This is a genomic window from Burkholderia sp. AU19243, assembly GCF_018148075.1.
Lineage (GTDB): Bacteria > Pseudomonadota > Gammaproteobacteria > Burkholderiales > Burkholderiaceae > Burkholderia > Burkholderia latens_A.
In genome coordinates, this window is sequence record NZ_JAGSTV010000015.1 from 82,852 (window position 1) to 95,428 (window position 12,577).

General features: G+C 68.0%; 14 protein-coding genes. 5 read left to right on the forward strand and 9 right to left on the reverse strand.

The annotated features are described in order from the left end of the window. Positions 1-61 precede the first annotated feature (61 nt). On the reverse strand, positions 62-1,063 hold the full coding sequence (locus KDW55_RS24150; protein WP_212198054.1) for an AraC family transcriptional regulator: 1,002 nt from the start codon (positions 1,061-1,063) through the stop codon (positions 62-64). A 114-nt stretch (positions 1,064-1,177) separates the two neighbouring features. Here KDW55_RS24150 and KDW55_RS24155 point away from each other — a divergent pair, with 114 nt between their 5' ends. Continuing rightward, positions 1,178-2,386 carry an MFS transporter gene (locus KDW55_RS24155; protein ID WP_059546236.1) on the forward strand — a complete coding sequence of 403 codons (1,209 nt, stop codon included), beginning with the start codon at positions 1,178-1,180 and terminating at the stop codon, positions 2,384-2,386. A 153-nt stretch (positions 2,387-2,539) separates the two neighbouring features. Here KDW55_RS24155 and KDW55_RS24160 read toward each other — a convergent pair whose 3' ends face one another. Both KDW55_RS24160 and KDW55_RS24165 read right to left on the reverse strand, forming a co-directional pair. Beyond that, positions 2,540-3,307, reverse strand: a complete 768-nt coding sequence (locus tag KDW55_RS24160; protein ID WP_212198055.1) for an isocitrate lyase/phosphoenolpyruvate mutase family protein — start codon at positions 3,305-3,307, stop codon at positions 2,540-2,542. Next, positions 3,294-4,349 (reverse strand): saccharopine dehydrogenase NADP-binding domain-containing protein, encoded by a 1,056-nt coding sequence (locus tag KDW55_RS24165; RefSeq protein WP_212160535.1) that lies wholly within the window; start codon positions 4,347-4,349, stop codon positions 3,294-3,296. Before KDW55_RS24165 ends, KDW55_RS24160 begins: the two co-directional genes overlap by 14 nt. 120 nt (positions 4,350-4,469) lie before the next feature. Here KDW55_RS24165 and KDW55_RS24170 point away from each other — a divergent pair, with 120 nt between their 5' ends. Beyond that, a complete protein-coding gene (locus KDW55_RS24170) occupies positions 4,470-5,063 on the forward strand; it encodes a TetR/AcrR family transcriptional regulator (RefSeq protein WP_212160534.1) in 594 nt (197 codons plus the stop codon). Positions 5,064-5,082: 19 nt separating this feature from the next. Here KDW55_RS24170 and KDW55_RS24175 read toward each other — a convergent pair whose 3' ends face one another. Beyond that, a complete protein-coding gene (locus KDW55_RS24175) occupies positions 5,083-5,550 on the reverse strand; it encodes a MarR family transcriptional regulator (RefSeq protein ID WP_040139165.1) in 468 nt (155 codons plus the stop codon). Between the two features lie 82 nt (positions 5,551-5,632). Between KDW55_RS24175 and KDW55_RS24180 the strand changes: the two genes are divergently transcribed. Next, positions 5,633-6,001, forward strand: coding sequence for a YciI family protein (locus KDW55_RS24180; protein WP_040139166.1), 369 nt, complete (start codon positions 5,633-5,635; stop codon positions 5,999-6,001). Between the two features lie 107 nt (positions 6,002-6,108). Continuing rightward, positions 6,109-6,726: a glutathione S-transferase family protein gene (locus KDW55_RS24185; RefSeq protein ID WP_059546242.1), complete on the forward strand. Its 618-nt coding sequence runs from the start codon at positions 6,109-6,111 to the stop codon at positions 6,724-6,726. A 72-nt stretch (positions 6,727-6,798) separates the two neighbouring features. Here the strand turns inward: KDW55_RS24185 and KDW55_RS24190 are convergent, their stop codons facing one another. The 5 genes from KDW55_RS24190 to KDW55_RS24210 all read right to left on the reverse strand — a co-directional run bounded on the left by KDW55_RS24190 (position 6,799) and on the right by KDW55_RS24210 (position 11,986). Beyond that, positions 6,799-7,521 (reverse strand): HAD-IA family hydrolase, encoded by a 723-nt coding sequence (locus KDW55_RS24190; protein WP_212160532.1) that lies wholly within the window; start codon positions 7,519-7,521, stop codon positions 6,799-6,801. 29 nt (positions 7,522-7,550) lie between these two features. Then, positions 7,551-8,522 (reverse strand): ornithine cyclodeaminase family protein, encoded by a 972-nt coding sequence (locus KDW55_RS24195; protein WP_212198056.1) that lies wholly within the window; start codon positions 8,520-8,522, stop codon positions 7,551-7,553. A gap of 156 nt (positions 8,523-8,678) precedes the next feature. After that, on the reverse strand, positions 8,679-9,809 hold the full coding sequence (locus tag KDW55_RS24200; RefSeq protein ID WP_040139168.1) for a DSD1 family PLP-dependent enzyme: 1,131 nt from the start codon (positions 9,807-9,809) through the stop codon (positions 8,679-8,681). A gap of 111 nt (positions 9,810-9,920) precedes the next feature. Beyond that, positions 9,921-10,847: a LysR family transcriptional regulator gene (locus tag KDW55_RS24205; protein ID WP_156432180.1), complete on the reverse strand. Its 927-nt coding sequence runs from the start codon at positions 10,845-10,847 to the stop codon at positions 9,921-9,923. Positions 10,848-11,071: 224 nt separating this feature from the next. After that, positions 11,072-11,986 (reverse strand): NAD(P)/FAD-dependent oxidoreductase, encoded by a 915-nt coding sequence (locus KDW55_RS24210; protein WP_212160530.1) that lies wholly within the window; start codon positions 11,984-11,986, stop codon positions 11,072-11,074. A gap of 136 nt (positions 11,987-12,122) precedes the next feature. Between KDW55_RS24210 and KDW55_RS24215 the strand changes: the two genes are divergently transcribed. Then, positions 12,123-12,563, forward strand: a complete 441-nt coding sequence (locus tag KDW55_RS24215; RefSeq protein WP_040140942.1) for an Rrf2 family transcriptional regulator — start codon at positions 12,123-12,125, stop codon at positions 12,561-12,563. Positions 12,564-12,577: the final 14 nt, after the last annotated feature.

Below are 12,577 nucleotides of genomic sequence, written 5' to 3' on the forward strand. Positions count from 1 at the left end.
GAAGCCTGCGTGACGCGACGGGCATTGGCGTTGCTGCGCGTTGCGCGCGAAGCGCCGGACTTTATGCGTCGGCGGGGGCGTCGGCGTGCGCGTCGCCTTCCGCACGCACCGCGCCCGGCGGCCGTCCGACCACGCGCTTGAACGCGCGGCTGAACGCGGCGAGCGACCCGTAGCCGAGCCGGTACGCGACCGCCTCGATCGTCTCGCGGTCGCGCGCGATCCACTGTGCGGCGAGGCGCATTCTCAGCTCGGTCAGGTAGCGCACCGGCGTCATCCCGGTGGCCGCGAGAAAACGTTCGGCGAACACCGAGCGCGACACGCCGGCTTCGGCGGCCAGTTCGGCGACACTCCAGTTGCGGCCCGGATCGCGATGCAGCGCGACGATCGCGCGGCCGAGCTTCGGTTCGCGCAGCGCCTGCACCCAGCCGGTCGCATCGCCGCAGCCGCACTCGACCCAGCCGCGCACGATGAACGCGGCGACCACGTCCGCGAGCCGCGCGAGGATGCCTGCGAAACCCGCGCGCTCCGAGCACGATTCGCGTTCCATCGCGTCGAGTATCGGCCGGATTTCCGGGTAGCGCGCGAGCAGCGTGCCGACGTGCATGAACGCCGGCATTGTGCCGACGAGCGGTTGCATGCCGCCGAGATCGAGCTCCATGCACGCGCTGAAGATCAGCGCATCGCCGGCGGCGGGCTCCGCTGCCGCGCACGACGCGGCGCCGACCGACGCGACCGTATCGCAGATCTTCGCAGCCTCGAACCCGCCGATCTCGCGGCACGGGGCGTCCGGATCGGACAACAGCGCATGCTTGCGGCCGTGCGGCAGCAGGATCGCATCGCCGGCCTCGAGCCGCACCGTCGTGCCGTGCGAGTCGCGCAGCAGCACGGGGCCGCGCCCGACGAAATGGAACTGCGCACGGCCCGGCGCATGACCGAAGCTCAGCCCGAACGGCCGCGGCACGTGGATCCGACGGTATTGGACGCCGCTCAGGCGCATGCCCAGCAGCAGTTCGCTGACGAGATCGTGCACGTCGGGCGCGGGAGGAAGCAGCGGTTCGGACATATGAGATTCGGACGATCGATCAACAATAACGGATTGTATGTCATAGACCGTCCTGACGCCGCTCCTTACGATACGTCGACATCAGTAATTTCCCTATACGACACGGAACGACGCATGAATCCCGGAATCTCTTCTGCCGCCACCACGGCGGCGCCCCGCGAGCCGGCCTGGGGCGCCGTTTTCGCGATGACGCTTGGCGTGTTCGGTCTCGTCACCGCCGAATTCTTGCCCGCGAGCCTGCTCACCCCGATGGCCGACAGCCTCGGCGTGACCGAGGGCGTTGCCGGTCAGGCCGTCACGGCCACCGCGACGGTCGCGCTCGTCACGAGCCTGCTGATTTCCGCGCTGACGCGCACGATCGACCGCCGCCGCGTGCTGCTCGCGTTCTCGGTGCTGCTCGTCGCGTCGAATCTCGCCGTTGCGTTTGCGCCGAACCTGGCGATGCTGCTGATCGGCCGCGTCGTGCTCGGCATCGCGCTCGGCGGCTTCTGGACGATGGCGACCGCCACCGCGATGCGGCTCGTGCCGACCGCGCTGGTGCCGCGCGCGCTGTCGATCATCTTCAGCGGCGTCGCGGTCGCGACGATCGCATCCGCGCCGATGGGCAGCTACTTCGGTCACCTGATCGGCTGGCGCAACGTGTTCCTGATCGCCGCCGGACTCGGCGGCGTCGCATTCCTGTCGCAGGTCGTCACGCTGCCGTCGATGCCGCCGAGCGGCACCACGCGGCTGCGTACGCTCGTCGACGTGCTGCGTCGGCCGACCGTCGGCCTCGGGATGTTCGCGACGATCCTCGTGTTCACCGGACATTTCGCATTCTTCACGTATCTGCGGCCGTTCCTCGAACAGGTGGCGGGCGTCGGCGTGAACGGGTTGTCGGCGATCCTGCTCGGCTACGGAATCGCGAACTTCGTCGGCACGTCGCTCGCGGGCCGCGTGCTCGAACACCGGCTGCGGCCGATGCTGATCGGGATGCCGGCGTTGATGGTCGTGCTCGGCGTCGCGCTCGTCGCGCTTGGACGCGCGCCGATGTTCGACGCGGTGCTCGTCGCGTTGTGGGGGATGGCGTTCGGCGGCGTGCCGGTTGCGTGGTCGACGTGGGTCACGCGCACCGTGCCCGATGAGGCGGAGAGCGCGGGCGGGCTGATCGTCGCGGCGATCCAGCTCGCGATTGCCACGGGTGCGGCGGCGGGCGGCGTCGTGTTCGACGCGAACGGCGCGGGCGGCGTGTTCCTCGGTGCGGCCGCGGTGCTGGCCGTCGCGGTTGCGACGATCGTCACCGGCGTGCCGAAGCGGGTCGGAGCGACGGCGCTGGCCGAATGATGCGGGGAAAGCCGATCGGCATGGGCGTCGACCGGCTGCCCCGGGCGGCCTGGCAAACAGCGGTGTGAATCCGCGGTTCCCTGTCGCGCGGGCACGTTGCATCACGCATCGTGCCCGCGTTTTGCATGCTTGATCCGGCTTGGTCGGGGGCGATCAGCCGCGTTGCGTCACCACCGCCGCAAGCGCCTTCATCGCCTGAAGGTACGGGTATGGCCCGTGGCTGATGCGGGCGACGCCGTATTCGGCGAGTTCGGCGAGCGTCGGCGTTTCGTCGACGCGCATGATGTTCACCGGCAGCGGCGACGCAGCGGTGAGCGCGCGAATCAGCGCCGGCGAGCGAAGGCCCGGCACGAACAGTCCGTCGGCGCCTGCCGCCGCATAAGCGCGTGCGCGCGTCAGCGCGTCGTCGAGCAGCCGTTCGTCGTGCGCATCGGCCGCGACCGTGAAGAACACGTCGGTGCGCGCGTTGATGAAGTAGCCGCTTCCCGTGCGATCGGCCGCCTGCCGGGCCGCGGCGAGACGCGCTGCCGCGTCGTCGACGGTGCGCAGTTCGCCCGTCGCGGGAAAGCTGTCTTCGAGATTGCAGCCGATCGCGCCGGCGTCGATGCTGCGCGCGATCGTGTCGGCGACATCTTCCAGCCGCTCGCCGTACCCGCTTTCCAGATCGACGGTGACGGGCAAGTCCGTCGCCTGTGCGATCCTCGCGAGCACTTCCATCACGAGCGCTTTCGGCATCTGCTCCCCATCGACGAAACCGTTCGCGGCCGCGACCGACCAGCTGCCGGTCGCAAGCGCGACACCGCCTGCGTCGGCCACCGTGCGCGCGCTGCCGGCGTCCCACACGTTGAACAGCACGAGCGGCTGGCCCGCCCGGTGAAGCGAACGGAAATACGCGGCTTTTTCGGTGTTATTGCGGCTCATGCTCGTCCCTCCAGTGGAAATTCGGATTGTTCGTGTTGCTGAACGATACATCGATCGTGTCGAGCGCCGCGAGAAAATCGCGTGCGTCGAACAGTTCGCCGACGCTGCGCACGCCGCCTGACGCGAGCGTCCTGCCGGTCAGCACGCGCAGCGTCGCCTCGACGATGATCGGCGCGCTGGTCGCATAGATGTCGCGTCCCGACGCGGTCGCGCGATGCGTGACGCCGTTCTGCACGACGATGGCGTCCATCGCGAAGCGCTGCGCCGAACGGCCGAGCGCGTCGACCGGTTGCGGCGGCGGCGTGCCGGCATCGCGCACGTCGCGCAGCGCGAGCGTCGCGAGCCACGATTCGATGGTATCGATGCGCAGATGCCGCGCGAGCGTCATCACTTCGGTGAATGGCAGCAGCGTCACGTCGGCGTTGCCGAACGGCGGCGGGAACGGCCACGTGCGTGTGCGGGCGGTCGACGGCACCGCGGTCGGCTTGCCGTTGCGCTGGATCAGCCGGATCGTGTGATTGCGTTCGCCGGTCACGCGCGTGCCGCGCGTCGGATGCCAGCTGTCGAGGCCGGTGGCGACGTCGACGCGGTCGACCGGGCGGCCCGGATCCACGAGCGCCGTCACGAGCAGATCGGCGAGCCCGCCGTAGAACGCGGCGGCCGGCACGAGCGTCACGCCGGCGGCGCGCGCCCGGCTGTCGCACTTGTCGGTCAGCGCCTGGACCGCCGGTTGCTCGGCCGTCAGGTCGAAATACGGAATGCCCGCCCGCAGCGCCGCATCCGCGACCGGCAGTGCGGTGTCGAGGTACGGTCCCGCGCAGTTGATCACCGCGTGCGCGCCGCGCAATGCGGCGGCGAGCGCATGCGCATCGTCGATCGGAGCGACGCGCCACGGCGCCCCGTGGTTGCCGCTTTGCGCGAGCCGTGCGGCGTCGCGCCCGATGCGGAGCGTGCCGACGCCGCGCCGCTCCAGCTCCGCGACGACAAACCGCCCGGTGTGCCCGCTGGCGCCATACACGGCAACCGTCATTCGATCGTTCATGATCCACTCCGATACAGACCGGTTTGTTTTATAGTACAGACCTGTATCGTCGTCAATCGCCGGGTGCTATCATCGGGCGCACTAATTGGCGGCACGGGCGGCCATCGCGGCCGGGCTGGGATGAAACAGGGAAACGACACGACCGGGAGCGCGTCCGATACGCGCGAGCGCATTCTGCAGACGGCGAGCGAGCTGTTCTATCGGGAAGGCACGCGGGCGGTCGGCGTCGATCTGATCGTCGCGCAGGCGGGCGTCGCAAAGACGAGCCTGTACCGCTATTTCGCAACGAAGGACGACCTGATCGAAGCGTTTCTGCTGCGCGAGGATGCCGATTTCTGGGCGCACTGGGACGCGGTGGCCGCGCAGCACCGCCGCTCGCCGCGCGACGAACTCGATGCGCAACTGCAGTGGATCGGCGAGCGCATCGAGCGCCCCGGCTATCGCGGCTGCCCGCAGATCAACATCGCCGCCGAATACGCGGATAGTAATCATCCGGCCCGCAAGGTCGCCGTCGCGCACAAGCAGGAATTGCGGCGCAGGCTGACCGAGCTGGCGAGCGCGATGCGGATCGACGCACCTGAAACTTACGCGCTGCGGCTCGCGACCGTCATCGACGGCGCACTGAGCAGCGGACAGGCGCTGCATGCGCATGGGCCGGTGCGCTTCCTGCAGGAATTCGCGCAACTGCTGATGCCGAAGAAGGGCCGGAAGTAGCGCGCGGGGCCGCGCGGTGTCAGCCGCGCGTGGCCGGATCCTCCGACAGCGCCCGCAACTGGTCGCGCAACACGTCGACCTCGCCGTCGGCGAACGGCCGTTCGATCTCGGCGTGCGTCTGCTGCCACAGCGGAAACGCGTCGGCGAGCAGCCGATGGCCGGCCGGCGTGAGTTCGAGCAGGCGGCTGCGCTTGTCGTCCGGATCCTGCGTGATGGTGACGAGCCCGCGCCGCTCGAGCGGTTTCAGCGCGGCGGTGAGCGTCGTGCGGTCCATCGCGAGCAGCGACGCGACCGACTTCATCGCGGCCGGCTGCGGCCGGTTCAGCGACATCAACAGCGAAAACTGGCCGTTGGTGAGATCCAGCGGACGCAGCACATCGTCGAAGATGCGCGCGAGATTGCGGGCCGCGCGCTGCATGTGCAGGCACAGGCAGCAATCGCGCACCATCAGCGTCGTCTCGAACGGAAGCTTTTCTTTGCGTGCCATGTTGCAATTGTGTTGATATCAACCTATCGTGTCAAGGGCGAGGAGCGGCAGCCCGCCGCTCCCGTCACCGGACGGAGGAAGCATGAGTGCCCAACAGCAGTTGTATCTCGCGGTATTCCTCGGCAGCAAGGAAAGTCCCGGCATGAAGGCGTGGATGGCGCTGCCGGAGGACGAACGGCGCGCGCGCGAGCGGGACGGAATCGCCGCGTGGCATGCGTGGGTCGACCGGCATCGCGATGCGATCGTCGAACTCGGCGGTCCGCTCGGCAAGACCAAGACGATCGGCAAGGGCGGTGTCGCGGATACCGCCAATGCGATGAGCGGCTTCACCGTCGTGCGCGCCGCATCGCATGACGCGGCGGCCGCGCTGTTCGAAGGTCATCCGCATTTCACGCTGTTCCCGGGCGACGCGATCGACGTGATGCCGGTGCTCGCCGTGCCCGGCATGTGATCGGCAGCGGGCGCGCTGCGCATGCGGCCGACGTGGCCGAAGCGGCCGAACGGGCCGGAGTCGCCTGCGCACCGCGTGTTCCGCGACATCTTGATGGAGACATTGCGATGAAGCTATACGGATTCGCCGGAACGCGCTCGCAACGCGCGCTCTGGGGGCTCAGGGAACTGGACGCGGATTTCGAATTCGTGTCCGTCAATCTGCTGGCGGGCGAGCACAAGCGGCCCGAATTCCTGCAAATCAATCCGGCCGGCAAGGTGCCCGTGCTGGTGGACGGCGATCTCGTGATCCCGGAGTCGGCCGCGATCGTGCTGTACCTCGCGGACAAGTATCCGGAGAAGGCGCTGCTGCCGACCGATCCGGCGCTGCGTGCGCACGCTTACCGCTGGGTGATGTTCGCGGTGACGGAACTCGAGCAGCCGCTGTGGCGCATCACGCGGCATACGTTCCTCTACCCGCCGGAGAAGCGGCTGCCGGCCGATATCGAACTCGCGCGCGAGGATTTCAACGCAATGGCCGGAATTCTCGACCGGCATCTCGAGGGGCGTGAATTCATCGTCGGCGACACGCTGACGGTCGCCGATTGCGTGACTGCGTATCTGATCGACTGGGCGAGCGAGTGTCAGCTGCTCGATGGGTTCCCGCAGTTGCGGGCGTACCTCGCGCGCCTTTACGCGCGGCCGAAGGCGCCGCAACGGATCGCGGACGCGCGCAAGGCCGCGTGAGTGGCCGTGGAGCGCGCCGACGGCCGCGAGCGGGCGCGATGGCGCGCTGTCGCGATGGCGCGCCGTGCGGGGCTACTGCACGGCGGCCGGGCCGCCCAGCGCGTGGCACAGGACCGACAAGTCGCGAACGGTCAGATGCGGGGATGGGGCGCGATGCGCAGCGTGCTCCGTTTCCGGGTGTTCGTCGCGTACGACCCACGCGGCCTGAAGCCCCGCCTTCAACGCGCCGACGACGTCGAGATGAAAATCGTCGCCGACGTGCAGCAGTTCCGCCGCCCGCACCCCGAGCGTCGTGGCAGCCGCATGAAAAATCTCCGGCTCGGGTTTTGCAAATCCGAACGCGCGCGCGCTGATCGTTTCGCGGAAGAACTCGGCGCCGCCGGTCAAGCGAAGATCCGCATTGCCGTTCGTCACCGCGATCAGCGGAAACCTTGCGCTCAACCACGCGAGCGCCGGCAGTGCATCGTCGAAGAACTCGACCTGATTCCGCGCCGCATAGAACGCATCGTATGCGTGGTCGGTCAGTTCGACGTCTTCGTTTGCGCGCGCCAGCGCGAGCCGGATCGATCCGATGCGCAGCGCGCGATAGTCGCCGACGAGATCGGGCCGCGAACGTTCGTATTCGTCGCGCAATCGGCTTAACGCGTGCGGCGTCGGCAGCACATTCGCGATATTCGGCGCGCGCGCGAGCAGCCACGCGTGCAGCGACGCCTCGGCACGAACGACGGCCGCGCCGAACGGCCACAGTGTGTCGTCGAGGTCGAACGAGATGGCGGAAACTTTGGCAAGCGGCATGGTGACGGAAGATATCACGCAGTTGCCGTTCACCACGCCCACGGGATCGAACGGCCCGCGCCGTTGTCGACAGCCTGCCGGTACAGGAGACGCGCGACGGTCAGGTCCTGCAGCGCAAGCCCCGTCATGTCGAAGACGGTGATCTCGTTCGCGGAGCGAACGATCGACACGGTGCCGGCGAGTACGTCGCCGATTTCGGTGCGCGGCAGATCGGGCGCCCACTGGCACTCGCCGATGGTGCGCGCCTGCTCGTGATCGTCGACGAAAATCCGCGCGCGCGCCAAAACACCTTCGGGCAGTTCGCGCTTGCCCGCAGTGTCCGCGCCCACGCAGGTCAGATGCGTGCCCGGCCGGACAGCATCGGCGTCGAACAACGGGCCGCCGCCCGGCGTCGCGGTAATCACGACGTCGCTGTCGGCCACAGCATCGTTCCGGCTTCGCGCGACGCGAATGTCGCAGCGTCCGCGGAATGCCGCTTCGAATACCGGATCCGGCTCGCCGCCGACGTTCACGTACTGCACCGTGCACCGTTGCGGCAGCAGCCGTATCGCGTAGTCGAGCTGGACGTGCGCCTGCACGCCGGTGCCGAATACGCAGATTCGTGAACTGTCGCGCCGCGCGAGCGCCTGGAGCCCGAGGCCGCCCGCCGCACCCGTTCGCGCGGTGGTGATCGCATTGCCGTCCATGATGCAGAGCGGGCGGCCGCTGGCCGGATCGAATAGCGCGATCGTCGCCTGATGCGGCTCGCCGCCGCGGCGGCGATTGCCTGGCCAGAACCCCGCGGCCTTGAAACCGAGCAGATCCTGGCTCGCGACGTCACCGGCTTTGATGCCGAATACCCCGCCGGTATGCAGCTTCTCGCGCACGACCGGAAACACGCGCCCGGCGCGCCGACTGTGCAGCACGAACGCTTCGCGGACCGCCGCCATCACCGGCTCGGCTTGCAGAGCCGGTTCGACCGCATCGCGATCGAGAAGGAGGAGTTGGGCGTCTGTCGGCATGGTCGGGAGCCTGTCGAGTGTGGAACGATGTGCGGATTTTATGGGTTGTCCAGATACGGGCAAACGGTCACCGATTGTTGAACGACGATGGCGCGATCGATGTCGTCCGATGAAACGGACGATCACGCCACACCACCGTTTCAGCACGCCTTCCGATTACCAGCCGTAGAAGCGCGGCCACGTCTGTATGGCGCCGTCGCCGCTCAGCGCGTGGTATTCCGGATGCTGCGCGCCGGTCGCGCATGCGTGGTTCGGCAGGATTCGCAGGCGGGTGCCGATCGGAAACCGCTTTGCGATATCCGCATCGATCGTGCCGGCGCGCGACACGATTCCGTGTTCCTGATTGGCCGCGCTGATCACGTAGTCGCCGAGCACGTCGCCGTCCTCGGTGCACACCTGCCCGTAGCCGAAATCGCGCGCCTGCCGCTGCGTGCCGCGATCGCGGCTCATCGCCATCCAGCCCGCATCGACGATCGCCCAGCCTTTCTCTTCCTGATGTCCGATGACGGTGGTCAGCACCGATAGCGCGATATCGGACAGCGCGCACACGCCGACGTTGTGCATCACGAGGTCGAACAGCACGTACACGCCCGCGCGGACTTCGGTTGCGCCGGCGAGATGCTCGGCGGACAGCGCGGTCGGCGTCGATCCGATGCTCACGACCGGGCACGGCAAGCCGGCGGCCCTGAGGCGCTCGGCGGCGCGTACGGTCCGGCTGCGCTCCTGTTCCGCGATCGCGACGAGCGCGTCGCGGGTGTCGTAGTCGTAGCTGGAGCCGGCGTGCGCCAACACGCCGCCGAGCGTCATGCCGCCGTCAACCAGCGCGCGGCCGACGTCGATCAGCCGATCGTCGTCGGGCGGAATGCCCGACCGGTGCCCGTCGACGTCGACCTCGATCCAGACCTCGAAACGTTCGCCGTGCTCGCGCCCGAATTCGGCAATCGCTCGGGCGGCCGGTACGCTGTCCGCGACGATCTTCAGATCGCAGCCCTGCCGGCGCAGCGCGAGCGCCTGGCCGAGCTTCGCGGGAATCATCCCGACCGCATAGACAATGTCGCGCACGCCGCCCGCGAAGAACTGCTCTGCTTCCTTCAGCGTGGATACCGTGATGCCCCGCGCGCCGGCCGCGATCTGCGCGTCGACGACGTGCTGGCACTTCGTCGTCTTCACGTGCGGCCGGAATCGGACGCCGAGCGCGTCCAGACGTGTCTGCATGCGCGCAATGTTGTCACGCATGCGTTCGATGTCGATCAGTGCGGCGGGGGTATTGACGGTTGGGACGCCCATGGTGCGTTGCCTCGAGAGTGGCCGATGCAAGCATCGTAGGACGGTTGATGCGTCACGGGTTTAACGCGCAGCAAATGATCCATTAAGCAAGCGTTAATGAGCGGCTGCGCGTCACGCCTTCCCGCGCCACGGCGGCGGATCGAGAAACTGCTTTGCGGCGTCGACGAAAATGCGTTGCCGCGCGGAGCGGCCGGTGCGCGACGGCAGCAGCGCGGTCACCGGCGCGGGAGGCAGATGCCAGTCGGGTAGCAGCCTGACCAGCTTGCCGCTCGCGAGCAGCGGCGCGACGTCCCATTCGGACCGTTCGACGATGCCGAGCCCGGCCAGCGCCCAGTCGGTGATGACGGTGCCGTCGTTCGACGACAGCGCGCCCGTTACGCGGATCACCGCCGAGCGCCGGGATTCGCCTTTGCCATCGGCCCTTTGCGAGAAGCGCCAGCGCGGAATGTCCTCGTCGTTCTCGCGCAGGCACAGGCAGTCGTAGCGGGCGAGGTCGGAAGGGTGGTTCAGTGCAGTGATGCGACGCGCGTAACCGGGGCTCGCGCACAGGAAGCGCTCGTTCGGCGCAAGCGGATAGCCGATCCACGACGACGATTTCAGGCTGCCGACGTGAATCACGACGTCGGCACCGGACGCGCTGGTCAGCGGGCTCTCGGACAGATGCAGCGAGATGTCGAGCTTGCGATGCGCGCGCTGCACGTCGCGCACGATCCGCGCGACGTACTTGCGTCCGAAGCCGAACGGCGCGACGACGCGCAGCGTGCCCTGCACGTCGCCGTGATCGCCCGCGATGCTGCCCGGCAGTGCGTCCACGCGCTCGAGAATGTCGATGGCCTCCTGATGGAGCCGCTGCCCTTCGTCGGTCAATTCGATGCCTTTCGGCTGCCGTACGGCGAGCCTCACGCCGAGCCGGGACTCCATCCGCTGCAGGCGGACCGTGACCGCGGGCGGCGTGAGATCGAGCAGGCGCGCGGCGGATGCCAGTGATCGCGACGCGCCGATCGCGCGCACGAGTCGAAGGTCGTCGAGATCGAGCATTTCGTGTCCATGAATGACGGCGTGGGCAGGCATTAATTAGACATCACATCGAGCATCGAATCCATCCATGCGGCCGCGCAGCCAAGCATCCGCGAGAATCGACGTCGGCGAACGCGCTTCAGGCTCGGGAGAATGAGCGCTCCTCGCGCGTCGCCCGTACCGCATCCGATCGCGCGGCGAAACGAAGACGACGCCGCGTTACCTCGCGTGCGAAGTCGTTCACTTCACGCATCGAGCCCGAAAATCAACGACCGATGCGCACCCACCCCGGCCGCGACACCCGAGGCCGACGCGAACGTCGCATTGGTCATCAGGCTCGACGCGTCGCCGGCCGCGAACACGCCGGGCACGCTCGTCTGCTTCCACATGTCGACGCGGATCGCCGCACCCAGCGGCCCTTCGTCGAACGCGCAGCCGAGCTGTTGCGCGAGATCGCTGGCCATCTCGGTGCGTGCGCCGACGAACAGCGCATCGATCGGCACCATCTTGCCGTCCGCGAGCCGCAGCGCGTCGATTCGCGGTGCTTCGCCAAGGATTTCGACGACGGGCGAGTGCTCGATGCGCACGCCGCGTGCGGCGAGCAATGCGGCTTCTGCTTCGTTTGCTTCGACCATGCGTTGCGTGAACCACGTCGTCGGCCCCCAGTCCGGAATCAGGATTGCCTGATGCACGGAAAGCGGATGCGTGGCGAGCACGCCGAGTTGCCGGCCCGCGACCTCGTAGCCATGGCAATACGGACAGTGCAGCACGCTGATCCCCCAGCGTTCCGCGAGTCCCGGCAGCGCGGGCAATTGGTCGCGGATGCCGGTCGCGAGGATCAGGCGCTCGGCGCTCGCGCGGCTGCCGTCCGCCAGCGTCACGTGAAAGCGGCCGGCCGCATCGCGCGCGGCGGTGTGCGCTTCGCCGGCGATCCGCTGTACGGTCGGATAGGCCGCGAGTTGCGCGGCGGCGCCGGCGACGATCTGCGCCGGCGGCTTGCCGTCCTGCCCGAAAAAACCGTGCGCATGTCCGGCGAAGCGGTTACGCGGCCGACCCGCGTCGATCACGAGCACGCGTCGTCGTGCACGCGCCAGTTGCATCGCGGCGGACAGCCCGGCAAAGCTGCCGCCGATCACGATCACTTCATGATGGCTCTGCATCCGTTCACTCCTTTCATGACTCGTTCAAGCGAGAGCGTGCTCCGATGGCGCACCAACTCATGAAACACGAGAAGTTACATGATAGGTCGATGGTATCATTCATGCAACTTCAGAAGTTTCGAGAGTGAGCGAGCCCGTGAGAACCGATAGCCGTTTGTCGCGCATCCTGCATGCGCTGATCCACATGGACCAGGCCGACGGCCCGCTGACGTCGGAGGCGATCGCGGCGATGCTGTGCACAAGTCCGGTCGTCGTGCGGCGCTTGCTCGGCGGGCTGCGCGACTGCGGCTACGTGCAGTCGGAAAAGGGCCACGGCGGCGGCTGGGCGCTCCGCGTCGCACTCGACGACATCACGCTGCTCGACGTTTATCGTGCGGTCGGCGAGCCGCCGGTGTTTTCCGATCTGGTGACCCAGGACGCGCCCGACTGCCTGATCGAACAGGCCGTCAACGCGCATCTGTCCGCCACGCTGAAAGAGGCCGAAGCGGTGCTGCTCGCCCGCTTCGGCGAGGTCAAGCTCGGGATGTTGTCGCGGGATTTCGAAACGAAAGCCGCACGCCGCCGCAAGTCGCGCTGACGCGCCGCACAATA